The following is a 25,543-nucleotide window of genomic DNA, read 5'->3' as shown; positions in this document are numbered from 1 at the left end:
TAATAAAACTACTCGTCATTTTCCTGTTGTTGCAAATAAAACATTGTTTTCTGATTTTCAATCTCTGCTCTTAATTCTTCCTCTGTTGGTAAGTATAACTTATATTTTGATGCAAAAAGCTGTTCATTACCATGAAGAATAGAATACTTTGCAATATCCTCATCTGTATCAGAACAGAGTACAATTCCAATTGTAGGATTGTCTCCTTCACTGCGTTTAAGTTCGTCATACATCCGAATATACATATCCATCTGACCTACATCCTGATGTGTAATTTTCTGCGTTTTCAAATCTATTAGTACAAAACATTTGAGAATATAGTTATAGAAAACAAGATCAATATAATAATCCTGCTTTTCTGTATGAATATGTTGCTGTCTTGCCACAAAAGCATACCCTTTCCCTAATTCCATCAAAAACTTCTGTAAATTAGACAAAATGCTATTTTCTAAATCACTTTCAGTAAAATCTGTATTTGAAGCCATACCTAAAAATTCTGCAATAACCGGATTTTTTATAAATTCTAACTTATCATTCTGATATTTCTTGGTTAGTTCATTCATTTCATTTTCTACAAGATCCTTCTTTTGAGTCTGAAGCATACGGTAATAGTACTGTGAAGAAACATTACGTTGTAATGTTCTAACACTCCATGCTTGTTGAAGCGCTTCTTTCTCATACCATTCACGTGCCTTTTCATCTTTTACTTGTAATAAAATGCGATAATGTGTCCATGATAATATCGGTTGAGATTTTCCACTCGCTGAGTGGAAAATCTCTGGATAAGTTTTATAAAATGAATAAAAATTGTATAGATTCGTTTTTGTAAAACCTTTTCCATACTCTATTGATAATTCCTTAGATAATTTCTTTATTATCTTTGCTCCATACTCTGCCCGCTTTTCACCATGCAATTCCTCACTGGCGATTCGATAGCCCATCATCCAATTTCTCTGTACCAGAGTCATATTAACTGCCTGATATGCAGCTTTCTGTGAGGATTCAATAATATGTCGCATGTCTTTTAATATATCATCTGTCTCAATAAAATTATCCATAATACTATTTTGACCAGTGTTTATTAGTTTATTCTCCATATGTATTATTCTCCTTTGCCACTTCTTGATACTGATTTTTTTCTGCAATAGTGCCTTAACCATTTTATCTCTATCCTTTTTTTGCTACAAAAGTAACTACACTTGTTTTCAATTCACATATTCCACTATCTCTCGGAATATCATATTGCTGATCCACCACAGTAGATTTTAATACTGTCCATTCACTAAAAGCTTTTTTAAAAATCCTTTGCATTTCTTCTGTAGGTAAGCATACTTCAAATTGTGGAAGTATTTCATTTCCTGTTTTCTTGTCAAACTCTTTTATATTAGAATTTACAACTAAACATACAATACCATTTTTGCGGATGCCATGTTCTATTTCCCGCAATTTATTAACAAAGGTTTCTTTTGAATCTACGTGTTCCAAAGATGATACCGCCATTACTAAATCATAATTTCTTTCTTTAATTTGATAATCATCAATCGATTTAACTATTCCACATATATTTGATGTAACACCATATTCATCAGCATTAACATAAAGTTTTTCGATAGCTAAATCCAGTATATCCACACAATCTATTTTACACAACCTATCATAATAATGTCGAGCAATACATATGCAATTTCTTCCTACTCCACAACCTAAATCCAAGACATTAATTTCTTCGTATTTATCAAACAGAGGAATCAAATCTACTACTGTTTTTATTGGTCTTATTAGCCAACTACCCTCTTTATATAGTTCGGCATTAGAATATATTTCTATATGTGATTTTCTTTCGTTTTTACGTATTTCTTTTAATCTCATTTCTTCCATTTTTCTTTTGTATCTTTTATTTTTACTCCACTGATTTATCACTTTTTTGATCTCCGTTATGAGCTGTTCTTTATTAGTAATATAATAAATATATTTTGATGCAAAATATTACTTGTCAATCCTTCTAAAGCATATTCGCAACCACTGAATCTTTATCAGTGCAAAGAATAATACCAGTTGGCTTATTAGATTCTTCGTCATTTACTATTTGCCAATAGCCCTAATTTTCAGCCTATATTTCAAAATCTGGAGCTTATGACCAGCTTATAACTGTAACGCACTACAATTTTGTTGTATGTAAATCATAATATAAATATTCTTAATTAAATGTTCCTAATTTAATTTTACTATCTAATTCCCATAACGCAGTTTTATTACTATCGTACCTAAGTCTTTTTAATGCAGTATTGTAATCAACCCATTCATATTCTGTATGCTCTTGAGACAATTCCAAAATTGTTGTATCCATCCTAACAGCAAATGTATATTCAGGAATAACCAAACAATTTTCACCCCATATTTTTCTTGCTTCTTTAAAACAGTATGTTGGTATGCTATTTTGTGTATCAAGTACAGAATAATTACAATCCATACCTATGTTTGCTTCTTCATATGCCTCTCGTTTTGCAGATATTATTATAGTTTCATCCTCATCTTCTCCACCACCTGCTATAAATTGCCATACTTTCATATCATTTCTTTTAAATATGCAATATTTCACATTGCCATTTTCAATATGATATGGAATGACTAATACCTGATATTTTGCTCTTGCCAATATATGTTCACCTCCTATAAACTGGAAGTTATATATGCCTTTGCAAATATACCATATCTATTAACTGTACACCGCCCTCATAAATTGGGTGGTTATAATTGTCTGTAAAGAAATTTGGAATACTGTGAGAACGAACAAATCCACATTTTTCATAAAATGGTATTGTCAGTGGACTATCACCAGTTCCAACTTGCAAAATAGAATATTCTTTTTCATATTTATTGGCAAGAAAATCAATCATTACTTTGCCATATCCCATTCTATGATATTTCGGTTCAACCGCTATATTCTTGATTTCAAGTATTCCATTACCTTCATCGGTGACAACACATTCAGCTTTTACATCATTATCTTCAATCACATACATAGTTCCTTTTTCAAGATAGCAATCAACCATGCTCTCTTGTTCATCAGCTAATAACAACAATGATATAAACTGCTTTTTATTTTCGTTAACTTCTCGAATTTTCATACAACTTGTAACTCCATCAATTTCCATCCATTTTAATTCATCAAACTTGAAATTATCGTCTTATCAATATGCCTTTCATATATTCTGTTTCGTTATGTGTCTGATACACAATCTGTTTTTCTTCTTCTGTGCATCCTATCAATATCTTTATTTCCGAATCTCGTTTCATTAAATCAACAATACACATTATAGCATCTATCTTCTTTTCTCCAGAACCAATCCAAACATCAATACCTGCCCCATCCATTGATGAAGTATTTTTTAAATATCCATAATCAACCTTATATATAAAATCGGGATATTTCGGATGTGCAGTTCCTTTTGGTCTATCTATAACAATTTCCGAATTATCTACTAATGAATCCAACGCTCTCCAAAAATCATTATTAAAAGTATTCATATATCCTCCACCAATTTATATCATTCTATGCTATACTCTGAATGAAATATAATTTCTTTTCCCTTACTTTTAGCAAACTCTATTTCTTTTGAAACCTGATTGCCAATATATCCTTGAATATCAACAACATAAATAGCATCCGAGAGTTCAACTTTCCTAAAATGCGCATTTTTGAGAAAACTTCTCTCCTTTTCCGAAATCTCCAAATTATCCGTATTATATACGCATTGTAAAACATTTAAATCATGTTTCGTTTCTAACAAAAATGCTATTCTTTGCATTTCTTTCTCAAATTTCATGCTTGCACATATTGTAACTGTCTTCATAACTTACCTCGATAATTCCGAATTTATCTACATCTTAATCAAAACAAGACTTGGTTATCAATTGTTTTGCTTTATATGATATTTTGTAGACATCTAATCTAAAAACAGCAACTGCTTCGAGTTATCTACATTGCCAAGAAATTCATAACTAACTTTACCATTATCTCTTTCTCCCCTGCTCTGGATTCTGCAATCATAAGTGTAATTGCCACCAATGCCCCATCACTGATAATTTTTACTCCATCTTTATAAAGAGCATTGTTGCGTGCTAAAAATTCGAGGAAAAGAGATGCAGCTATTCTCTTACACCCATCAGCATAAGGATGGTCCTTTATTATAAAGTAAAGTAAATTTGCAGCTTTTTCTTCCAATGACGGATACACATCTCCTCCAAACACATTTTGATAAACAGCTGCTAATATTCCTTCAACCTTACCCTTCTCTTTCTCAACGCCGAATACATCTGTTTTAAATGAATCTTCCATTTCATCAACCATCCTTCGACATTCTTCATAAGTAATTCTATAAATCGGTTCATTTCCCTCAGGTTTTTGTAAAGACTGGTGATCATATTGATCCAAAAGAAGCAAAGCTTCAGTGTATTGATTTACTGCCTTTAATATTTCTTTTTCCTCCAAATCTAAGGAATATGCTAACATTTTTGTCTGAATATTAACCGTTTTTTGAAGTGCAAACATCCTTTTTTCGTTTATTGCATATCCTTCCATTATGTATTGTTTCAACACACCATTAGCCCAACGTCTAAACGCAATACCTTTTTTTGAATTAACTCTATATCCTACTGACAATATCATATCAAGGTTGTATATTTTTGGTTTTCTGCCTCCGGTACTTTTGTCGGAAAAACCGACAGAAGTATCATCCAGCTCACCTGACTTCAAAATATTAGATATATGTTCACTTACTGTTGCATGACTAACTCCAAACAATGTTTCTATCTGTTTTTGAGTAAGCCATACCGTTTCCTGTTCCGGATTTATTTGAACCTCTATGTTAACATTACCGTCATTAAATAATACGATTTCATTTGTCATTATATATAATATCCTTCTTCTAGCTTATTATTTATTAAATAAAATATTTTCGTTATACTTATTACTATAACTGTCTATTAAAATTCTAATTTAGTAATTCTTATCTAAATATCAATTATTTCTTTTGCACGATGCAACACCGGCAATTCTCTATTGGCTATAAGTTTCCCTAATCTTGTATTTGACCTATATTCATACTCTCTAATAGCTTCTTCATAAGATAATTTCAATGTTGATAAGTGAAAATTATTTATTTCATCTTCTGTCAGTTCTTTTTCACCAAAGGATTCAACTTTGCACAAAAAATAGTTATTAATATTATGTCTATGAATCAGATTATAATAATCGCTTACAACTCCGATTTTGCAGATTACATCTACTTTTACACCCAATTCTTCTTTAAGTTCTCTTTTTATTGCATCCTGCAATTCTTCTCCTTCTTCAACACCTCCACCTGCTGTTTCTATAATTGTTGCTTGTCCGAAATCATCATTTCTTTCGGCTCTTACAAAATAAAAATTTCCATCCTCATCATACACTATTGCCCTGGCAATATTTCTGTTATGATCAATATATTCCATTTGCCATTGGTCATCCTGCAACTCTATATTAAGTTCCGTAGTATGAATTGTAATATTCTTATTTACATTCTTTTTCAATTTCATCAAGTATTTTTCCTTATCTTCTCTGCAAGTAAATCTAATTATTGTTTTATATTTGTATCGCTCTAATATTTTTTCTATTTCAGGCAATGTATCTTTTCTAAAATCCATAATCCATTTTTGAAAATCAGGGTCCAATTTTGTTTCTATCCACGGAATGTCATCGCGCTTTATACCAATTCTTGATTTAACTCCTTCTAAGCAATCTTTAGTTTCATAGTCGAAGAAAAAAATCGTGTCCGCAGCTTTTATTCTTTGCTCAATAGTTGATATATAATTTCCATCAAGAATCCATTCTGATTGACTTATTATTCGATCTACCGCGCTAATCAATTCTCCCCTACTAATATGCGTTTTATCTTTCTTCCAATATATATTATCCATATGAAAAAGTTCTATTTGCAAAATTTCTGACAAATGTTTTGCAAAATAAGTTTTCCCGCTTCCCGGACATCCGATTATAATTATTTGTTTCAATTTTTTTACTCCGTGTTATGTATAATTATTTAACAAGCATATCGCTAATAAATTTTATTTTACTGTCTTTATTTTCAAAAGTACTAAAATGGTGCTTACCATCAAATTCCAACATATCACAAACTCTTTTCTTTATATCAGGAACAGTAATTTTTTCTTTTGCAATGTTTGGAGTAAACCATCCTACTTCAATACTTTCATCTGATACATTTTCATTTCCATCTATATATTTACAAATAAATGTCAAATTCACAACAGGTGGTAAAATCATTCCTTCAAGAGGACCATATCCATCTTTAGTATTCAATCTATGATATATACCAACAAACTTTTCCGGCTCGGCAACAATGCCACTTTCCTCAAATATTTCTCTTTTTAAGCCACTCATTATATCCTCTCCCTGTTCTACCACTCCGCCAGGGATTTCCCATCCTCTACGTTTTGATTTAATCAATAAAACTTCATCGCCTTTATATACTAATCCTGCAACAGATATAAAATGTAAAGGTAAGTTTCTTGTTTTTAACCATTCGTCCATCGCTTCTCTCCTTTTCCGCCTCTTGATACTAAATTTGTTTTACTATTTCTTGAAAAAAGAAATGTATCTTTATACTAAACTTTGTATTCCTCAATTATCTCCATAATTGATTTTTCATAAATATTCCCATTCAACACATCCCCATTTTCTGAAAAACTAATTGTTCTAACATCTATTGGATTCTCCTCATATGGATTTATATATTCCTTGTTCTTATCGAAGTAATCACTTAGATATTTCACTGCATTTCCATTTGGAAAAATAACATTTCCTTTTGCCTGTGGAATATTTAAATCCTCAAATTCAGAAATAATTTTCTTTGTCTTTTTGTTATATTCATTATCATCTTCTTTGCTCACAAGCCAAGCAGGATTTAATTTAATTTCTACACCACTCTCTTTTATGCACATTGCAAAATATTTCACTATATCAAGCGGTATAGTCTCTTGATGAAATGAATCAACAGATAATAACACTTTTTGAACTCCGCTATATGACAACATTTGCGCCACTTCTCTTACTCTTTCTTTGTCTTTAGAAAAAAATCCGTTAGTGATTATTGCCCTATCCTTTATGTTCATTTCTTTAGCAGTTTTATGAATGTTGCAAACCACTTCCGGATATATCAAAGGTTCTCCTCCAAAAGTCATTAAAGATTTAATATCATAGTTATTACATATATCAATAACTGCTTGCACTGCTATGTCTCCATCTATGTGTTTTCCACTTGATTTATGTTCTCCCTCTGAACAATGTATGCATCTTCCTGTGCATGCCATTGTTACAACAAACTCTATTCTGTTTAAATTTTCTAAATACTTGTTCATTCTTTTTTACCTCATTTGCTAATAGCCATAATTTTCAGCCTATATTTCAAAATCTGGAGCTTATGACAAGCTTACAACTGTAACACACTACAATTTTGTTGTATTTAAATCATAATATGAATATTCTTAATTTAATGTTCCTAATTTAATTTTACTATCTAATTCCCATAACGCAGTTTTATTACTATCATATCTAAGTCTTTTTAATGCAGTTTTATAATCAACCCATTCATATTTTGTATGCTCTTGAGACAATTCCAAAATTGTTGTATCCATCCTAGCAGCAAATGTATATTCAGGAATAACTAAACAATTTTCACCCCATATTTTTCTTGCTTCTTTAAAACAGTATGTTGGTATGCTATTTTGTGTATCAAGTACAGAATATTTACAATCCATACCTATGTTTGCTTCTTCATATGCCTCTCGTTTTGCAGATATTATTATAGTTTCATCCTCATCTTCTCCACCACCTGCTATAAATTACCATACTTTCATATCATTTCTTTTAAATATGCAATATTTTACATTGCCATTTTCAATATGATATGAAATGACTAATACCTGATATTTTGCTCTTGCCAATACATGTTAGTCTCCCTAAATTTTAATTTATCATCTACCCAATTTTCTATTTTATACACAGTGCCATTAGTGTTTTATCACGCCATACTCGTGTTATTATATTTCGCTCAACATTTATACAGCTTAATTCTACCATATCTATAACCAAATTGATATTTCATTATTTTATCAATCACAAAATTTCAGTTCAAATTATTTAGAGTATTGGTGTCCAATTAACATCTCCTCAAAGCAGATGCACCCGTCAATCCAATATTTGAGATATAGAGGTTTTAGGGTGCGGTCATCCAGTGGATGACCCTGCGTAAGCAGGAGCATGGACCGAGCCGGTAGGCGAGACTTCCCCTAACAAGAATGTATTTGTATATACAAATGCGTATCTTGCAAAAGATCTACTCCCATTTTCTTAATCTACTTTTGACAACCTGGATTTAATATTTTTTCTTATTTTTTCCTCTAACAGATACGAGATACGCTATGCATATCTCGTATCTGATTAGCGGTCGGCAAATGTTCATTCATGCAAGCCTGATGACCACTTGCCTCGTCGCTATAACAAAAAAACTCCTGCACACCATTTCCGGTATACAGGAGTTCATTATTTTAAGTAATTACATTCTTTTCACTTATCAGTGTATTACTTGTTAGCGATAGCTGCCTGAGCTGCTGCTAATCTAGCGATAGGTACACGGAATGGTGAACATGATACATAATCAAGACCAATCTTATGGCAGAATTCTACTGAAGATGGATCTCCACCGTGTTCTCCACAGATACCTACGTGAAGGTTAGGGTTAACTGGCTTACCAAGCTTGATAGCCATTTCCATTAACTTACCAACACCAACCTGATCTAACTTAGCAAATGGATCATTTTCAAAGATCTTAGCATCATAGTAAGCATCTAAGAACTTACCAGCATCATCTCTTGAGAATCCGTATGTCATCTGTGTTAAATCGTTTGTACCGAAGCAGAAGAAGTCTGCCTGCTTAGCGATTTCGTCAGCTGTAAGAGCTGCTCTAGGGATTTCGATCATTGTACCTACCTGATATTCAAGTTCAACACCTGCTGCTGCGATTTCAGCATCAGCTGTAGCTACTACGATATCCTTAACATATTTTAATTCCTTAGCATCACATGATAATGGAATCATGATTTCCGGCTTAACTGTCCAATCACTATGTTTCTTCTGAACATTAATTGCTGCACGGATAACAGCCTTAGTCTGCATCTTAGCAATTTCAGGATATGTTACAGCAAGACGAAGTCCTCTGTGTCCCATCATAGGGTTGAATTCGTGAAGTGAAGAAATGATTGTCTTGATTTCTTCTACTGTCTTACCCTGTGCATCTGCAAGTTTCTTAATATCTTCTTCTTCAGTTGGAACGAACTCATGAAGAGGTGGATCTAAGAATCTGATTGTAACTGGGTTACCTTCAAGTGCTTCGTAAAGTGCTTCGAAGTCTCCCTGCTGATATGGAAGAATCTTTTCAAGAGCTGCTTCTCTTTCTTCTACTGTATCAGAACAGATCATTTCTCTGAATGCTGCAATTCTGTCTTCTTCGAAGAACATATGCTCTGTACGGCAAAGACCGATACCTTCTGCACCAAGTTCTCTAGCTTTCTTAGCATCAGCTGGTGTATCAGCATTTGTTCTAACCTTAAGTGTTCTATATTTATCAGCCCATCCCATGATACGTCCAAATGTACCAGCGATCTTAGCATCAACTGTAGGAATAATTCCATCATAGATGTTACCTGTTGAACCATCGATTGAGATGAAATCTCCTTCATGATATTCTTTTCCAGCTAAAGTGAATTTCTTGTTTTCTTCGTCCATAGCGATGTCGCCACAACCAGATACACAGCATGTACCCATACCACGAGCAACTACGGCAGCGTGTGATGTCATACCACCACGAACTGTTAAGATACCCTGTGATGCCTTCATACCTGTGATATCTTCTGGAGATGTTTCAAGACGTACAAGTACAACCTTTTCTCCTCTTGCATTCCATTCAACAGCATCATCAGCTGTGAATACAACCTTACCACAAGCAGCTCCTGGAGAAGCTCCAAGTCCCTTACCAGCTGGTGTAGCAGCCTTAAGAGCAGCAGCATCAAACTGTGGGTGAAGTAATGTATCTAAGTTTCTAGGATCGATCATAGCTACAGCTTCTTCTTCTGTTCTCATGCCTTCATCAACAAGGTCACAAGCAATCTGTAAAGCAGCCTGAGCTGTTCTCTTACCATTTCTTGTCTGTAACATGTAAAGTTTTCTGTTTTCAACAGTAAATTCCATATCCTGCATGTCTCTGTAATGGTTTTCAAGTGTTTCACAAACCTTTACAAATTCTTCAAATGCTTCTGGGAATTCCTGTTCCATCTGAGCGATTGGCATTGGTGTTCTAACACCGGCAACAACGTCTTCACCCTGAGCATTCTTTAAGAATTCACCCATAAGCTTCTTTTCACCTGTTGCTGGATCTCTTGTAAATGCAACACCTGTACCACAATCATCACCCATGTTACCAAATGCCATTGACTGTACGTTAACAGCTGTTCCCCATGAATAAGGGATATCGTTGTCACGACGGTAAACGTTAGCACGTGGGTTATCCCATGATCTAAATACGGCTTTGATAGCTCCCATTAACTGTTCCTTAGGATCATCTGGGAAGTCTTCTCCGATTTTTTCTTTATATTCAGCCTTGAACTGTGCTGCTAATTCCTTTAAGTCATCAGCTGTAAGTTCAACGTCCTGCTTAACACCTCTGTCAGCTTTCATCTTGTCGATAAGTTCTTCAAAATACTTCTTACCAACTTCCATAACTACGTCAGAATACATCTGGATGAATCTTCTGTAGCAGTCCCATGCCCAACGGGCATTTCCTGACTTTTCAGCAATTGCGTTAACTACTGTTTCGTTAAGACCAAGGTTAAGAATTGTATCCATCATACCTGGCATAGAAGCTCTAGCTCCTGAACGAACAGAAACAAGTAATGGATTTTCCTTATCACCGAATTTCTTTCCTGTGATTTCTTCCATCTTTACGATATACTCGTTAATCTGTCCCTGAATTTCTTCGTTAATTTCTCTACCGTCCTCATAGTACTGAGTACAAGCTTCTGTTGTAATAGTGAATCCCTGAGGTACTGGAAGTCCTAAACCTGTCATTTCTGCAAGGTTAGCACCTTTTCCACCAAGAAGTTCACGCATGTTTGCGTTACCTTCGCTAAAAAGGTATACCCATTTGTTTGCCATTAATTTTTCCTCCTAAAACTTTAGTATTTATTTTATGAGTTGTGGAGAATGGCTCTCTTTAACCAACTCATATTTTCTAATATCGGTATTTTTGCGCACAAAAATTGGGCAAAAATCCCTATAAAACATTATAACATAAGGCATTTGATAGTCAAGTTCATTTGCCATATGTTACCACAAAAAATCACTAAAACTCATCAAATCTTACTAAACTTCATACGACACACATTATTTTGTTGATCCATTAATATTCAAAATTGGTTTAATAAATTTTTCGGTTTCTGAATAGTCATTATTTCGCAATATATTGACAATACATTCTGCCAAAGCTATTCCTGATGCATATACAGGTTGTTCTACCGTTGTGATATGAGGTGTTACTAATTTTTCATATCCTAATCCATCAAATCCTGTAACGCCAAGTTCATTAGGAACATTTATTTCCATCTTAACGGCACATCTCATTACTCCAAGTGCTAAAGCATCACTGGCACAAACTATCGCATCAACATCTGCATTTTTCAAAATTCTTGAAGCTGCCAAATATCCATCGTCTTCATTATTACACACTCTCATTATTCCCGATTGTGGTATATCCATATGGTAATCTCTCATACAATCCATATATCCATTTAATCTGTCCTGCGTGTATTTTTCTTCACTTCTTATTCCAATATTTGCAATTTTCTTATAACCGCGTTTAAGAAGATGTTCTGTGGCCATATATCCACCTTTATAATTGTCTATGTCAATCCAATTATTCTTGTAACTGCTATTTCCAAATACAATTACAGGCTTATCCTTAAACCACTTCATCACTTCATCTTCTTCACGCTCAGTCATACCCATGGCTATTACACCATCACATTTAACTTTTTTGTAATCATGTCTACATATCTGCATTGAATAACCTTCAAGTCCTAACTTTTCTCCGATTCCTGAAATTGCTCTTAGTGTAAAAGGATGCAGAGGGTCAATTCCATTTGCAATATATACACATATAATGTTTGTTTTGTTTGTCTGCAAAAGTCTGGCAACCTGATTAGGTTCATATCCCATTTCGTCTACTGCCTTTTTTACTTTCTCATAAGTTGATGGTTTTAATTTTTCCGGTTCATTGAGAAAGCGTGAAACGGTCATTGTCGATACACCTGTAGCTTTTGCAATGTCTTTAATTGTTATTGCCATTGTTCTCTCCTAATTGTTTTCTAATTAATTCGTTCATTTGATAATGTTATCGATAACACTATTTTATCATATTATCTAATTTATTGTAGATATAAATTTATTGAATCGATTTAATAGTTAACCCTGACAATAGCTTTTCTTTTACTTCATTAACTGTTATGGATTCATCATTATAAAAACAGGTAATCTCCAATACTAATTCCTGATATCTTGCCTGTCCCAAGCCTATCTTCATATTATTTTCCTGTGCAATGTTTCGCAAATTTGAAATCATATCAGACGTTTCCTGATCTGTAAGGTCAGATGTGTCAATTACAGCTTCATATTTTACCGAATATCTGAATGTTTCCTGCTCGGTTGTTTCCTCTGTAGTTGTCTGCCTGACTGTCATTTTTACTTCTGTTTCCGTTGGCTTTGCTTCTTTTTGTTCTTTTTCGCATCCGGCAAATACCAATGTAACACCAAGCACACAAAGTATTACGGCTACTTTCTTTCTCATTAGTTGCACTCCTTTCTGTTTTCTTTCGTTCCATTATTTTGTTTTTATTTAACTATAATATTATCATTTTTCAAATTTATTTTCATTACAATTTATTCAAATTGTCAATGGTTCGAATACAATTTGTCGTTTACTCTTTTTATATAATCAATATTACATTTTTCACTTCATTTCATATACTATATTAAGGGAATATTTACATATAAACTTTGATGTTTCTCTCATAGATTTGGAGGATTATTCATGAACATTTCCGATTTACAATATAAAGATATTTCCAGGGATTTAATAAATTCAATGCTTTTTGAAAATATAGAATATTCAGACACCAATTCGGATATGGGAATCGTTATGGGTAGCTATAGTGCTGTTAAATATCGTGTGCCAAGGGCTGTGGCTTTGTATAATAAAGGACTTGTTAAAAATTTTATTTTTTCCGGTGGCAAAATGCTTACTGACTCTGGAATTTATCAGGAGGCTGATCTCATGAAAATATATGCTGTAAAAGCAGGAATACCTTCTTTAAATATTTACACAGCATATAATTCCACTTCAACAATTGATAGTTTAGAAAATGCTTATAGAATTATTAAAAGTCAGGAAAATTATCCATCTCTCAAGATTGCTTTAATTACCACCACATTCCACATGAAAAGATGCCTTTTATTAGTTGACAAAATGTTTTCTAAAGATATAAATATCATTCCATGCCCAGTTAATGACTCTTTCACAACTAAAGAAAACTGGTATAAAACTCCTGCCGGATATGAAAGAGCAATCGGTGAAATTTTTGGAATAATAGATTATGCAAATAAGGGCTACATTAATAATTTTAACATAACATTGTAATTTATTATGATGCCAGGGTCAAAAGGTCTTTCACACACATGAGCTTGCTCATAAGTGGGTGAAAGACCTTGGGACCCGCCTCAATATGAGCATAAAAGCGGGATAATTCCCGCGATATGCGAATATTGGGTAGGATTGTGATAGTGCGCAGCACGGAACAATCCGTAGGCATCATATTTTATCTTATTTTTTGTTTTTTGTTACTTTTTATTATGTTTTAGCTTATTACGCTTTTATACTTATTATGTTTTATTGTTTCTTCTACTTCATAGTCTGTTATTCGTAATATAAAACTAATGTTTTTGTTGACCATTTCCCATAGATTTTTTTCTTTTTACCTACTTTATAAGGTCTTACCATTACAGTACCTGCTGTCCATGTTCCATCTTCTTCTATTCCATTCGTGATGCCCATTTTATTTACATCATTTTTTGAAACTGCTTTAGTAAACACATTCTTTTTGGTCGTAAATGTTTTTTTGTATTTTGCACTTTTGAACTTAACTTCATATCCTGTAGCTCCATTTACTTTTGCAAATCTTATTGTGTATTTCTTTTTGCGCAACTTTGCAAATTCAATTGATGTACCCGCCTTTTTCAGACCTTTTGAATATGTAATACTCGAATTTCTAGAAAATACTTTCTCTCCCATTTTTGGTTTTGTATCAAAAGCAAATTTCTTTAATGTTGAGTTTGCAAACGCTTTGTCTCCAATATATGCTAATTTTTTATTTGAAACAAATGATGCAAGGTCATATGTTCTATAAAAAGCCTGTTCACCTATATTTTTAACATTTTCACCTAATTTTACACTTTTAACTGATTTTTTTCTAAAAGCCCCTGCATCAATTTCTTCTACTGTACCAGCAATAACAACTTTGTCATTTGTTCCTATGTAATAATTCAATTTTGTTTTGTCTGCTGACAATATACATCCTTTATCAAAAGTAGATTTTGTATTGTCCTGTGCAATTATCACTTTATATATTGGTGAATTTTTAAATATCATACCAAGTTTTGTTGCAGTTCCATGCAAAATTACACTGTTAATATCGTCCGTATTGCTTTCAACGATTCCATTTTCAAAACCATCAATATCTCCCATAAATTCAATGTTTTTAATAGTTGCAAATGCATTTTGCTCGATAGTCTTTACATTTGCAGGTATTATTGTTGTTTCTTCGCCCCAAACAAATCCGAATGCTTTTCTTTTTATTGTTTGGACATCTTTTCCAATCTTTATAGATTCTACACTTAAGGTTGAAAACGCATTTTCGCCAACACATGTGATTCCATCTTCGATTGTTATGCTTTTTACAGAATCATAATTGCCAAGTATTTCCATATCATCCCACATTGCACCTGTTCCTGAAACTACAATTGTTTTCGCGTCTTTGTCATATGTATACGTTGCATTGTCACCACATTTTCCGGTTAACACATTTTTAGATGCCTCAACGTTCTTCGTTGTTTCCTGATTTTGTGTTGCCTGTTGATTTTGTGTTGTTTCTGCTGCATACACATTAACACTTTTGGTTGCAACAGGTCCCATAACTGCTGTTGCCATAGCTAAGGCTACTGCCCCTGATAATAATACTTTTGATTTCATAATAGATACCCTCCTTAAAAATCTTTGTTTTCTTTATTGTCTTATACTTATTAAACGAAGAGGTCATATTTTTTATTGCATTTATTTTTTAATTATAAGTTAAGTTTTCACTTTTTAGCAAAGAATAAAAAATAACAGAGCTAAAATCCAATATGAATTTCAACTCTGTTATTATTTAAAATCATATTTTATATCCATTAAGGATAATTGTTTTTAAATATGTCTTACATACTTTTGCATGTTATATGCTGACAATTCCAATTAAAATGCCATCTTTTCTTCAAAGTATGCTTTTAAATCTTCAATCTTGATTCTTTCCTGTTTCATAGTGTCACGGTCACGAACTGTAACTGCTCCATCTTCTTCTGAATCAAAATCATAAGTAACACACCAAGGTGTTCCGATTTCATCCTGACGACGATATCTCTTACCGATTGCTCCTCTGTCATCATATTCACAGTTATATAATTTGCTAAGTTCTGCAAATACCTTTTCTGCACCTTCATTTAACTTCTTTGATAATGGAAGTACACCGATCTTAACAGGTGCGATAGCCGGATGGAAATGCATAACTGTTCTCATATCCGGTTTTTCTTCTGTTCCGATATTTTCTTCATCATATGCTGCACAAAGGAATGCAAGTGTTACTCTGTCAGCACCAAGTGATGGTTCAATAACATATGGAACATATCTTTCTTTCTTTTCATCATCAAAATATGATAAATCCTGCTTTGATAATTCCTGATGCTGAGTTAAATCGTAATCAGTTCTATCAGCGATTCCCCAAAGTTCGCCCCATCCAAACGGGAATAAGAATTCAATATCTGTTGTTCCCTTTGAGTAGAAACATAATTCTTCAGGTGAATGATCTCTTAATCTAATTTCATCTTCTTTAATTCCAAGACTTAATAACCAGTCACGGCAGAATCCTCTCCAATACTGGAACCATTCTAAGTCTGTTCCCGGTTCGCAGAAGAATTCAAGTTCCATCTGTTCAAATTCTCTTGTTCTGAATGTGAAGTTACCAGGTGTAATTTCATTTCTAAATGATTTACCAACCTGACCGATACCAAATGGAATCTTCTTTCTTGAAGTTCTCTGTACATTCTTAAAGTTTACAAAAATACCCTGTGCAGTTTCAGGTCTTAAATATACTGTATTTTTAGCATCTTCAGTTACACCCTGGAATGTCTTAAACATAAGATTAAATTCACGAATTTCTGTAAAATTGTGCTTACCACATGTTGGACATGCAATGTTCTTTTCTTCTATGTAGTTAGCCATTTCTTCATGTGACCATGCATCAACAGAACCTTCTATTGTAATTCCATTTTCTTCCATATAATCTTCAATAAGTTTATCTGCTCTAAATCTTTCATGACATTCTTTACAATCCATAAGAGGGTCTGAGAATCCACCAAGATGTCCTGATGCAACCCAAGTCTGAGGGTTCATTAAAATAGCACAGTCAACACCTACATTATATGGGTTTTCCTGAATAAATTTCTTCCACCATGCTTTTTTAACATTATTCTTTAATTCTACACCAAGGTTACCATAATCCCATGTATTCGCAAGTCCACCATAAATTTCTGAACCCGGATATACAAATCCTCTGCTTTTTGCAACTGCAACGATTTTTTCCATTGTCTTTTCCATGATACTTCTCCACCTTTTATTTTTTATGATGCCGGGTTAGGAAATACTAAGTAATCCATAAGGCATCTTTTTATTATCATTATTATTTTAATGTATATACAATATAGCTTATTCCGTCATCAGTTTTCGCTGTTTCTACCACGCCATCACTGATTTTACAGTTTTCGCTCACATACTTTACTGTTCCTTCAATCTGGACTTTCATCTGTTCATTAACAATCAAAATATTATCATCTAAATCACTAATCTTGTCTTCTGACACTGATTTTTTCTTATTGTCAGGGGCATAAAATTTCCCCTTAATTTCACAATCTTCATTGTCACTTATGTCACCTATATAGAAAGTTCCTTTATCAGGATTGTTATATTTTAAAATATATGTTCCAAAGTCTGTAGTTGATGCAAATTCCATAATCATAGTCGCAACATCTTTCTTTACATCCATTGACTTTAAAGAAAGTGCATCTTTTCCTGATGCATCACTATCTGAATTAAACTCATCGACTTCATTTTCAACAGTACTCTTAAGTTCCTTCTTGTCATAATAATCTTTATCGAATGACTCTGCTACTCCGTACTGTACTTTACCATCTTTTGAAATATGAATTGCTGTCTGGCCTTTTTCTAAAGCAATATCTCCAACTTTATTGTCACACCCGACAAATGTAAGAGCTATTGTCATAACCATAAGCAATGATATAATTTTTTTCTTAAGCATATCCGCTCCTCCTCGCAATACCTAATTTTACATTGTATACTCATTATTTTCAATAACTAATTTCCAGAAATTCCAGAGTTTTGAATTGTTTTTCTATGTGTTCTTTCAAATAACTTTCCATAATTCCATTTATTTCCTGCCATACCTCATCCTTTACATTAAATGTATATAATTTGTTAAGTGGAGATGAAATTATGTATTGAAGCGCATACACTGCCGATTGTGATACTAATTTATCTTTTGACAAATTTCCATGACATTTAGAACAAATCATGCCATTCTTTCTCAAATCAAAATAATCCAGTTCACTATTATTGCCACAATTTACACAGGTAAACACATTTGGATATTCCCCGTTTATCACAAGCGATTTAAGTTCATATATATTTTTCACCAATTTGTCAGGAATAGAATCATTTTGCAGTGCTTTAAGTGAAAGATAGATTAATTTTAATGTCTCTGTTCCATCTATATTTTCCCTTCCATAGTAGTCCGCCATTTCAAGAAAATACATTCCCATATACATTTTATTAATGTCGGTCATTTCACCGCCAAAATATTCTGTCACTTTTACATTTGTTATAGTGTATGAATTTCTTCCACGATACATGGTAAATTCGCCAAAGCTCATAGGCTGCGTTCCCGAAAGGAACTGGCTTGTAGGTCGTCTTGCCCCTCTTGCAAAAGCCGTTATCTTTCCAAATTGTTTTGTAAGAAGCACAACTCTTTTATCATATTCACCCATCGGCATTGCTGACATTACAATTCCCATAGCCGTTACCGTTTCAACCATAGTCGTGCCTCTCCTTTCTTAACTCAAATCTCTAAATATTTAATAAATGCTAAAAGCCGTATAGACACGGCTTTAATAGCAAAAATTTATTACATCAAAAAAATTTTCTTATATTTAAAAAATTGTATCTTACTGCTGCTTTTCATTATATCCGTAGTTCTTCAATAACAAATCGCTGTCTCTCCATTCTTTTCTAACCTTTACCCATAATTGAAGATTAACTTTCATTTCTAGCATCTGTTCTATTTCATATCTTGCATTGCTTCCAATCTTTTTAAGCATACTACCCTGTTTTCCGATAATTATGCCTTTATGAGAATCTCTTTCGCATATAATTGTTGCTTCTATATCAGTAATTTTGCCGTTTTTTCTTTCTTTCATTTTTTCAATTGTAACAGCTATTCCATGCGGAATTTCTTCATTTAGAGCATGCAATGCCTTTTCTCTTATAATTTCAGCCACAATCTGACGCATTGGCTGGTCAGTTACTGTGTCTTCATCATAATACTGAGGTCCCTGTGGCAGATATTTAAAAATAGATTCTACTATTTCATCAGCATTTTTATCTCTCAATGCTGATGCAGGAATTATTTCTGCAAAATCAAGAATTTTTCTGTACGCATCAATAAATACCAAAATTTCTTCTTTTTTAACAGTATCTATTTTATTAATTACAAGAATTACAGGTACATTTATGTCTTTAAGCTGTTCGGCAATATGCTGTTCACCTGCCCCAATAAATGTACTAGGTTCAACAAGCCACAAAATAACATCTACTTCTTTTAATGTTTTTTCAGCCACATTTACCATATATTCACCTAATTTATTTTTTGCCTTATGAATACCCGGTGTATCAAGAAATATAATTTGTCCTTGATCACATGTATATACTGTCTGAATCTTATTTCTCGTTGTCTGCGGCTTATTTGATGTAATAGCAATTTTCTGTCCTATTATTTTGTTCATTAATGTAGATTTTCCAACATTCGGTCTTCCTATTAATGCAACAAATCCTGATTTGTACTCTTTATTTTCCATTTGTTCTCCATTTCCAAACTTTTGTTTTATACTTTATTTACATTCTATCATCTGATTTGCATTTATTTTTCATTTATATTTGTATTTATTTTTTAATTTTTATTTTCAAATAAATTGTAGATATTTTTAAACATATCTTTGTTTTCTTCTATTCTTCCTTCGTTTCCAATAACGCAAACATAATATTCTTTAAGTGCATCTGCAACAAGGCTTCCACAGTTTCTGATTGCATTTGTTGTAGTACTTAACACCTGACTTCTTTCTTTTTTAAGATTTTCAAAAGTATTATGGTTAAAATACAATGTTAACAATCTTCCACCTTCGCTACACGGTGTGCGTGGCTGGTCGTATTCACTTATAGTTCCGATAATAAATTTGCGCATATCTCTGTCACCGACATTAAAATTATTGATGTAATCCACAACATTTTCATAGATTTCATTTGTTTCTTTTAATTTAGGGTCTCTGTAAGATGTAAACATTGCAACACCCTGTTTTGTAAAGAAGTTGCTACAGCCATACGCGCCACCTTTTACTCTTACGTTATTCCACAAATATTCATAAACTAAAATAGTTTTAAGTACTGATAAAGTTCCTGTATATGGATATTTGTCTGTATCAAATTGTCCTGCTCTTACTACATATTGCACCTGACTTGATGTTTTAAATCCTTCATTTAATACATTCTTTGCAAATTTTTCCACTTTATCGCTACTCAATATACTACTGTCAGGTTCTTTGTCATATAATGAATCTGTCATATCTTCCACTAATCCAGGTAAACTGTCATATTCATCATCCTTGCATACATAACTGATAACAAGATTTTCTTTTCTAAAAACATACTCTGTAAGCAATTTTAATTTTGCTGCTACTTCCTCTTTTACATTTTCAAAATTGTTGGCTATATCTTCAATAAATTTGTAAAATGTAATTCCAGCATAATTTTCCCTTCTATACATCGTCTCTGAGAAATATGAGCCTGCTCTAAGTGCTGCAGCAGAATCTCCACTTTCCATAAGTGTATTCTGAAGTCTTGCTTTTATTTCATCGATAATTTCTTTTAATCTCTTATAGTCATCAAATTTTGTAGTAAGCATAACTTCTTTTGCAATTTCAAATGCCTTATCCATTCTGCTTATCATCGACTTAAAATTAACTTCAACTCGATGTTCGAACTTATTCTTTTCAATTGCATCCGGATATAATGTTGCATCAACATATATTCCACCAATATTTTTATTTATTTCATTTGCAAGCTGAGTGTAATTATAACTTTCCGTATTCATATATCCTGCAGTATTTTTCAGCAAACCAATATATGGTAAAAGTTCTGTAGGTATATTTTTACAGTCAAATGACAATATTGCATAACCTATTCCGTTAGTAAAGCAGTCATAATAAACCGTAGGTATTCCATTAATTTCTCTTATCTGAGACTTTATATTTCTTGGTTCAGGGTCAATATCACTTATTTCCAACATCGGTATCTTCTTTAAATCTTCTTCAGGTGATGGTTCTTCCTGATACTTCTTTAATGCCTTTGTGTCTGCAACTAACTTATCAATTTCACTCTTTGAAAGAGTTGCCTTTTTTGCAGTTAACTTGTCCGCTAATTCTTTTTCAGTTTCTGCTACAAGACCCTTTTTAGGCTTAAGCACTACTGTTGATTCAATTTTGCTGTTCAATACATACTTTTCAATTAAATTTTCAAAGTAATCTGTTTCAACCATTTTCTTTAAAAATGCATATGTTTCATTGCATTCTACATATATAAATGGCTGATTTTCATCATAAATCCAGCTTTCATACATCTGAAGGCCAATCATTAATCCTCTTGGCCAACGTCCGAAATCACTTTCACGATATTTAAATTCCAAATTATTAATTGTAGCAATAAGGCTTTCTTTTTCGATACCATTTTGTACTATTTCTTCTAATCCACTTTTTATTATTGACTTGAATTTATCCTTATCTTCATAATTTGCATATTTAGCTACTATAGACCAATATGGTTGTAAAATTCCTGACTCATATGTGCTTTCTACGTTCTTTCCTATGCCTGCATCTATAATCTTTTGTTTTAAAACTGCACCCGGCATTGTCATAAGTACATAATCAAGTACCTGGAACGCCAACACTTCTTCTTTATTAAGTGTTGTGTCTAAAACTACATTCCATGACAAAATAGTATTGTCTTCTTCTGATTCACCATCTGATATAGGGTAGTAACTTTCAACCTCTGCCGGTTTATCAAATGGTTTCTGCATTTTTATTTCAGAATCTATTTCTAATGTATCATATTTGCTCAAATATTCCTTATCTATAAAACGTAGTTTTTCTTCCATATCCATATCTCCATACAAATATATAAAGCTATTTGACGGATGATAATATTTTCTGTGAAAATCCAAATATTCCTCGTAAGTTAAATCAGGTATTGATATCGGATCTCCACCTGACTCAAAACCGTATGTTGTATCCGGAAAAAGCGAATGCAATACCTGTCTGTCAAGAACTCCTGCTACTGATGAAAATGCTCCCTTCATTTCGTTATAAACTACACCATTTATTTTCAACTCATCTTCCGGTGATTCTAATTCGTAATGCCATCCTTCCTGCTTAAAAATCTCCTGATGATTATATATTTGTGGATTAAATACTGCATCCAAATAAACATCCATTATATTTTGAAAATCTTTTTCATTACAACTTGCAAGCGGATACACAGTCTTGTCCGGATATGTCATTGCATTTAAAAATGTATTAAGTGACCCCTTTACGAGTTCGATAAATGGGTCTTTCACCGGGAATTTATCTGAGCCACAAAGAACTGTATGTTCAATTATATGCGGTACTCCTGTATCATCATTTACCGGTGTTCTAAAACCAATATTAAAAACTTTATTATTGTCATCATTTGATAATAATGCAATTCTTGCTCCTGTCTTTTTGTGCTTTAATAAATAAGCCTGTGAATTCAAGTCTTCCATATAATATTGTTTTATAATTTCATATTCTTTGATATCTTTTACTGCCATTAATTTTTCCTTTCCATAATATTTTTCTTTTTTAAGATGTTCGGTCAAAAATATCTTATGAATTATCACTCGCTATTCGCTCCAACGTAAATCTGTCATCATTTTATACTATTCACCTTATTATCTTAATATATTATCAACTTCAACTAAAAATCTATTCAACTGATATACTCGTTCTATATTCTAACACATTTAAATTTTTTCTTCATTAACAATAAATCATTTTATCTGATTTTAATTTTTGTTTTATTTCGGACCTCATTTGATATTTTATTCATATTTGTTATACTTATAGAAGCATTAGGAGGAATATTATGAGCGTTAAAGATGAAGTTTTACATATGCTTGAAGCAAATAAAGGAAGTTATTTTTCAGGAGCTACTCTTGCAAAAGAATTAAATGTTAGTAGAAATTCTATTTGGAAGGCAATCAAATCTTTAGAAAATGAAGGGTACAAGATTTCAGCTACTACAAATAAAGGTTATTGTCTTGAACAATCAAATGATATTTTAAGTAAGCACAGTATTGGTGAATTCTTAAAATATCCTTTAGATATCCACGTGTATGACACAATTTCTTCAACTAATACTGTTTTAAAAGAAATGGCTGAAGATGGAGCAACAGAAGGGACTGTTCTTGTAGCCAGTGAGCAGACTTTAGGTCGTGGTCGTATGGGAAGAAAATTTGTTTCACCTGCCGATACAGGAATTTATTTTAGTATACTACTTCGTCCTGATATTCCTGCCAGTGATTCACTTTTTTTAACTACAAGCGCAGCAGTTGCAGTTGCTAAGGCAATTGAAGATGTTTCCGATAAAAAGGCAAAAATAAAATGGGTCAACGATGTTTTTGTAGATAACAAAAAAGTATGTGGAATATTAACTGAAGCTACTTTTAATATGGAAACAGGCAAACTTAACTATGCAATTGTCGGAATTGGTATTAATGTTTGTTTTCCTGAAGGTGGATTTCCTGAAGAAATCAACAAAGTCGCTACGGCTATATTTGACAAAGAAAGCGATTCCATTAACAAGCGTAGCAAATTATTAGCTCATGTCTTAAATTACTTTATGGACTTTTATAATTCATTTGAATCTAAGAGTTACCTTAAAGAATACATTGACCGCTCTATATTATTAGGAAAAAATATTACTGTTATTGACAAAGATGGTAACAAGACTGCCAAGGCAATTTCAATTGACGATGAATGTCATCTTCTTGTCAGATTTGAAGACGGAACTGAAAAACTGCTTTCATCCGGAGAAGTAAGTATAAAATTGGATTAATTTCACACATATTTAAAATATCTGATTCATAATATATATGTTTATTTTAGATTTGTTAATTATACACTAACAGCCAGACTTCCAAAAAGTCTGGCTGTTAGTGTATAGTATACAATATATATGCAATACCAAAGTCATAAAATCTGGTACAGATTCTTTTTGTAATTTTCATCTCTGTATTTATCTTGGTATCACTTCAATTAATAAATTTTTTATTTATTTTCTCCTATAAAGAACAAACCAACTGTTCCTGGTCCTGCATGAGTTCCAATCGTAGGACTTAGCATTCCTATGATTACTTTTTCTACTCCACATTCTTCTTTTATTTTATCAGCTACTTTATTGGCATCTTCTATACAATCACCATGTACAATAAAGGCTACTTTATTTTCATAACCTGCGCCTTCTTTTTTCATGGAATCAACCAGACTCTGTAATGCTTTCTTTCTTCCACGAACATTCTGGAATGGTTTTAATTCTCCTTCATTTGTTACATGAAGTACAGGTTTTACATGTATTAAAGTTCCTACAACTGCAGTTGTTTTTGACACTCTTCCACCTCTATGTAAATGGAATAAATCATCTACAGTAAAGTAATGGCACATATGATTTAAATTTTCTTCAATCCAGGTCTTTACTTCTTCTAAACTTTTACCTTCTTTTTTCATATTTGCTGCTTTATATACTAAAAGCCCCTGACCTAAAGATGCAGCCTTTGAATCAATAACAACAATATTACTATCCGGAAATTCTTCTTTTAAGTCCTCTGCTGCAATTCGTGCTGAATTATAACTAACACTTAATGCAGATGAAAATGCAATGTGCAATATGTCTTTTCCCTGATTCAAAATACTTCTAAACATCTCTGTTGCATATTCCGGATTGCATCCCATCGTTGTAGGCATCGCACCTTTTCTCATAAGCTCAAAAAATTCATGCGGTTCAATATTTTTTTCATCTCCGTATATCACTCCGTCTATACTATAATATAAAGGGAGGCAAGGAATATCATATTCCTGTAAGATTTCTTGTGGCAAATCACTTGCTGAATCTGTTACAATAACATAATCTCTCATATTATCTACATTCCTTTCAACCTAACAAAATGTCATTTATTTTCGTTATTATCATATCATTGTAACATTTCTATTTCTACAACTCTGAAAAGGAAAATGTTTATTATCTCTTTTATTGCAACTTATTTTATCCATAAATTGCAGCTTTTCTTATAGTAATATTTTTTTCTTTTCCCACTACATTTGTATATTTTTCTGTAACTATTATATCCAACATTCCTTCTTTGTAATCAACAGACATGACTTCTATTTCATAATCTGATGTGCCACTGACATTATATGCAATATTATTCATACAAAAATTTATCATATCATCATTACTGTTAATTTCTTTATTCTTACCACAACTTGCTTTTACTGTCTGTTTTACAGCTGTTGCTACTGCTCTGTTTAACTCAGTTTCTTTTGAACTTTTTTCTTCCAACGCCATAATAGTCATACTTACAATCATAACTGATACAATTAATCCAATCACTATTGAAATTTGCTTCATCTGTTTTCCTCATAATTTTATAGTAGTAGTTT

The 25,543-nt window shown here is 32.6% G+C and carries 24 protein-coding genes; 2 read left to right on the top strand and 22 right to left on the bottom strand.

The annotated features are described in order from the left end of the window. Positions 1 to 8 precede the first annotated feature (8 nt). From CCC31_RS09750 to CCC31_RS09685, 14 genes are all read right to left on the bottom strand, one after another. On the bottom strand, positions 9 to 1,097 hold the full coding sequence (locus CCC31_RS09750) for a PDDEXK nuclease domain-containing protein (protein WP_290851238.1): 1,089 nt from the start codon (positions 1,095 to 1,097) through the stop codon (positions 9 to 11). Positions 1,098 to 1,167: 70 nt separating this feature from the next. Continuing rightward, complete coding sequence (locus tag CCC31_RS09745) at positions 1,168 to 1,920, bottom strand: class I SAM-dependent methyltransferase (RefSeq protein WP_290851236.1); 753 nt, start codon at positions 1,918 to 1,920, stop codon at positions 1,168 to 1,170. A gap of 277 nt (positions 1,921 to 2,197) precedes the next feature. After that, complete coding sequence (locus tag CCC31_RS09740) at positions 2,198 to 2,656, bottom strand: NUDIX pyrophosphatase (protein WP_290851234.1); 459 nt, start codon at positions 2,654 to 2,656, stop codon at positions 2,198 to 2,200. 28 nt (positions 2,657 to 2,684) lie between these two features. After that, on the bottom strand, positions 2,685 to 3,128 hold the full coding sequence (locus CCC31_RS09735) for a GNAT family N-acetyltransferase (RefSeq protein ID WP_290851232.1): 444 nt from the start codon (positions 3,126 to 3,128) through the stop codon (positions 2,685 to 2,687). Positions 3,129 to 3,180: 52 nt separating this feature from the next. After that, on the bottom strand, positions 3,181 to 3,528 hold the full coding sequence (locus CCC31_RS09730; RefSeq protein ID WP_118030781.1) for an inorganic pyrophosphatase: 348 nt from the start codon (positions 3,526 to 3,528) through the stop codon (positions 3,181 to 3,183). A gap of 20 nt (positions 3,529 to 3,548) precedes the next feature. Next, on the bottom strand, positions 3,549 to 3,854 hold the full coding sequence (locus CCC31_RS09725; protein WP_290851229.1) for a hypothetical protein: 306 nt from the start codon (positions 3,852 to 3,854) through the stop codon (positions 3,549 to 3,551). 125 nt (positions 3,855 to 3,979) lie between these two features. After that, the gene (gene rhuM, locus CCC31_RS09720) at positions 3,980 to 4,909 is read right to left on the bottom strand and encodes a RhuM family protein (RefSeq protein ID WP_290851227.1); all 930 of its coding nucleotides are present in this window, start codon (positions 4,907 to 4,909) and stop codon (positions 3,980 to 3,982) included. 104 nt (positions 4,910 to 5,013) lie between these two features. Continuing rightward, a complete protein-coding gene (locus CCC31_RS09715) occupies positions 5,014 to 6,048 on the bottom strand; it encodes an NUDIX domain-containing protein (protein WP_290851225.1) in 1,035 nt (344 codons plus the stop codon). Positions 6,049 to 6,073: 25 nt separating this feature from the next. Continuing rightward, entirely contained in the window at positions 6,074 to 6,586 is a 513-nt protein-coding gene (locus CCC31_RS09710; RefSeq protein WP_290851223.1) for an NUDIX domain-containing protein, read from the bottom strand. A 74-nt stretch (positions 6,587 to 6,660) separates the two neighbouring features. Next, positions 6,661 to 7,413 carry a radical SAM protein gene (locus CCC31_RS09705; RefSeq protein ID WP_118435980.1) on the bottom strand — a complete coding sequence of 251 codons (753 nt, stop codon included), beginning with the start codon at positions 7,411 to 7,413 and terminating at the stop codon, positions 6,661 to 6,663. Between the two features lie 126 nt (positions 7,414 to 7,539). After that, complete coding sequence (locus CCC31_RS09700; RefSeq protein ID WP_158573357.1) at positions 7,540 to 7,893, bottom strand: NUDIX domain-containing protein; 354 nt, start codon at positions 7,891 to 7,893, stop codon at positions 7,540 to 7,542. 742 nt (positions 7,894 to 8,635) lie between these two features. After that, entirely contained in the window at positions 8,636 to 11,263 is a 2,628-nt protein-coding gene (gene ppdK, locus CCC31_RS09695) for a pyruvate, phosphate dikinase (RefSeq protein ID WP_118565173.1), read from the bottom strand. Between the two features lie 228 nt (positions 11,264 to 11,491). Continuing rightward, positions 11,492 to 12,451 carry a LacI family DNA-binding transcriptional regulator gene (locus tag CCC31_RS09690; RefSeq protein ID WP_022088019.1) on the bottom strand — a complete coding sequence of 320 codons (960 nt, stop codon included), beginning with the start codon at positions 12,449 to 12,451 and terminating at the stop codon, positions 11,492 to 11,494. Positions 12,452 to 12,548: 97 nt separating this feature from the next. Next, positions 12,549 to 12,950: a hypothetical protein gene (locus tag CCC31_RS09685; RefSeq protein ID WP_260978470.1), complete on the bottom strand. Its 402-nt coding sequence runs from the start codon at positions 12,948 to 12,950 to the stop codon at positions 12,549 to 12,551. Between the two features lie 243 nt (positions 12,951 to 13,193). Between CCC31_RS09685 and CCC31_RS09680 the strand changes: the two genes are divergently transcribed. Further along, complete coding sequence (locus tag CCC31_RS09680; protein WP_022088017.1) at positions 13,194 to 13,799, top strand: YdcF family protein; 606 nt, start codon at positions 13,194 to 13,196, stop codon at positions 13,797 to 13,799. Positions 13,800 to 14,075: 276 nt separating this feature from the next. Here the strand turns inward: CCC31_RS09680 and CCC31_RS09675 are convergent, their stop codons facing one another. The 6 genes from CCC31_RS09675 to CCC31_RS09650 all read right to left on the bottom strand — a co-directional run bounded on the left by CCC31_RS09675 (position 14,076) and on the right by CCC31_RS09650 (position 22,656). Next, complete coding sequence (locus CCC31_RS09675; protein ID WP_022088016.1) at positions 14,076 to 15,407, bottom strand: leucine-rich repeat domain-containing protein; 1,332 nt, start codon at positions 15,405 to 15,407, stop codon at positions 14,076 to 14,078. Positions 15,408 to 15,668: 261 nt separating this feature from the next. Beyond that, positions 15,669 to 17,066, bottom strand: a complete 1,398-nt coding sequence (locus tag CCC31_RS09670) for a glycine--tRNA ligase (RefSeq protein WP_022088015.1) — start codon at positions 17,064 to 17,066, stop codon at positions 15,669 to 15,671. Between the two features lie 82 nt (positions 17,067 to 17,148). After that, complete coding sequence (locus CCC31_RS09665) at positions 17,149 to 17,784, bottom strand: hypothetical protein (protein ID WP_022088014.1); 636 nt, start codon at positions 17,782 to 17,784, stop codon at positions 17,149 to 17,151. A 49-nt stretch (positions 17,785 to 17,833) separates the two neighbouring features. Then, positions 17,834 to 18,577: a DNA repair protein RecO gene (gene recO / locus CCC31_RS09660; protein WP_290851213.1), complete on the bottom strand. Its 744-nt coding sequence runs from the start codon at positions 18,575 to 18,577 to the stop codon at positions 17,834 to 17,836. Positions 18,578 to 18,706: 129 nt separating this feature from the next. Then, positions 18,707 to 19,615 carry a GTPase Era gene (era, locus tag CCC31_RS09655; protein ID WP_022088012.1) on the bottom strand — a complete coding sequence of 303 codons (909 nt, stop codon included), beginning with the start codon at positions 19,613 to 19,615 and terminating at the stop codon, positions 18,707 to 18,709. 92 nt (positions 19,616 to 19,707) lie between these two features. Beyond that, positions 19,708 to 22,656 carry an insulinase family protein gene (locus CCC31_RS09650; protein WP_290851210.1) on the bottom strand — a complete coding sequence of 983 codons (2,949 nt, stop codon included), beginning with the start codon at positions 22,654 to 22,656 and terminating at the stop codon, positions 19,708 to 19,710. A 314-nt stretch (positions 22,657 to 22,970) separates the two neighbouring features. Here CCC31_RS09650 and CCC31_RS09645 point away from each other — a divergent pair, with 314 nt between their 5' ends. Continuing rightward, a complete protein-coding gene (locus CCC31_RS09645) occupies positions 22,971 to 23,942 on the top strand; it encodes a biotin--[acetyl-CoA-carboxylase] ligase (RefSeq protein ID WP_290851208.1) in 972 nt (323 codons plus the stop codon). A 212-nt stretch (positions 23,943 to 24,154) separates the two neighbouring features. Here the strand turns inward: CCC31_RS09645 and CCC31_RS09640 are convergent, their stop codons facing one another. Further along, a complete protein-coding gene (locus CCC31_RS09640; protein ID WP_260978463.1) occupies positions 24,155 to 25,018 on the bottom strand; it encodes a DegV family protein in 864 nt (287 codons plus the stop codon). A 127-nt stretch (positions 25,019 to 25,145) separates the two neighbouring features. Next, positions 25,146 to 25,511, bottom strand: coding sequence for a hypothetical protein (locus CCC31_RS09635; RefSeq protein WP_260978462.1), 366 nt, complete (start codon positions 25,509 to 25,511; stop codon positions 25,146 to 25,148). Between the last annotated feature and the right edge of the window lie 32 nt (positions 25,512 to 25,543).

Origin of the sequence: Eubacterium sp. LMAG:50 (assembly GCF_008680265.1) — a bacterium.
GTDB lineage: Bacteria > Bacillota > Clostridia > Lachnospirales > Lachnospiraceae > Eubacterium_U > Eubacterium_U album.
The sequence above is the reverse complement of the archived record's forward strand: the minus strand, read 5'-3'. Positions and strand labels throughout refer to the sequence as shown.

What these genes read in the sequence shown, in the direction of transcription:
- CCC31_RS09690 (WP_022088019.1), bottom strand. Translation starts at nt 12,451, where the DNA reads ATGGCAATAACAATTAAAGACATTGCAAAAGCTACAGGTGTATCGACA.
- CCC31_RS09685 (WP_260978470.1), bottom strand. Translation starts at nt 12,950, where the DNA reads ATGAGAAAGAAAGTAGCCGTAATACTTTGTGTGCTTGGTGTTACATTG.
- CCC31_RS09710 (WP_290851223.1), bottom strand. Translation starts at nt 6,586, where the DNA reads ATGGACGAATGGTTAAAAACAAGAAACTTACCTTTACATTTTATATCT.
- rhuM (WP_290851227.1), bottom strand. Translation starts at nt 4,909, where the DNA reads ATGACAAATGAAATCGTATTATTTAATGACGGTAATGTTAACATAGAG.
- CCC31_RS09675 (WP_022088016.1), bottom strand. Translation starts at nt 15,407, where the DNA reads ATGAAATCAAAAGTATTATTATCAGGGGCAGTAGCCTTAGCTATGGCA.
- ppdK (WP_118565173.1), bottom strand. Translation starts at nt 11,263, where the DNA reads ATGGCAAACAAATGGGTATACCTTTTTAGCGAAGGTAACGCAAACATG.
- CCC31_RS09725 (WP_290851229.1), bottom strand. Translation starts at nt 3,854, where the DNA reads ATGAAGACAGTTACAATATGTGCAAGCATGAAATTTGAGAAAGAAATG.
- recO (WP_290851213.1), bottom strand. Translation starts at nt 18,577, where the DNA reads ATGGTTGAAACGGTAACGGCTATGGGAATTGTAATGTCAGCAATGCCG.
- era (WP_022088012.1), bottom strand. Translation starts at nt 19,615, where the DNA reads ATGGAAAATAAAGAGTACAAATCAGGATTTGTTGCATTAATAGGAAGA.
- CCC31_RS09705 (WP_118435980.1), bottom strand. Translation starts at nt 7,413, where the DNA reads ATGAACAAGTATTTAGAAAATTTAAACAGAATAGAGTTTGTTGTAACA.
- CCC31_RS09665 (WP_022088014.1), bottom strand. Translation starts at nt 17,784, where the DNA reads ATGCTTAAGAAAAAAATTATATCATTGCTTATGGTTATGACAATAGCT.
- CCC31_RS09645 (WP_290851208.1), top strand. Translation starts at nt 22,971, where the DNA reads ATGAGCGTTAAAGATGAAGTTTTACATATGCTTGAAGCAAATAAAGGA.
- CCC31_RS09650 (WP_290851210.1), bottom strand. Translation starts at nt 22,656, where the DNA reads ATGGCAGTAAAAGATATCAAAGAATATGAAATTATAAAACAATATTAT.
- CCC31_RS09635 (WP_260978462.1), bottom strand. Translation starts at nt 25,511, where the DNA reads ATGAAGCAAATTTCAATAGTGATTGGATTAATTGTATCAGTTATGATT.
- CCC31_RS09730 (WP_118030781.1), bottom strand. Translation starts at nt 3,528, where the DNA reads ATGAATACTTTTAATAATGATTTTTGGAGAGCGTTGGATTCATTAGTA.
- CCC31_RS09680 (WP_022088017.1), top strand. Translation starts at nt 13,194, where the DNA reads ATGAACATTTCCGATTTACAATATAAAGATATTTCCAGGGATTTAATA.
- CCC31_RS09640 (WP_260978463.1), bottom strand. Translation starts at nt 25,018, where the DNA reads ATGAGAGATTATGTTATTGTAACAGATTCAGCAAGTGATTTGCCACAA.
- CCC31_RS09670 (WP_022088015.1), bottom strand. Translation starts at nt 17,066, where the DNA reads ATGGAAAAGACAATGGAAAAAATCGTTGCAGTTGCAAAAAGCAGAGGA.
- CCC31_RS09750 (WP_290851238.1), bottom strand. Translation starts at nt 1,097, where the DNA reads ATGGAGAATAAACTAATAAACACTGGTCAAAATAGTATTATGGATAAT.
- CCC31_RS09735 (WP_290851232.1), bottom strand. Translation starts at nt 3,128, where the DNA reads ATGAAAATTCGAGAAGTTAACGAAAATAAAAAGCAGTTTATATCATTG.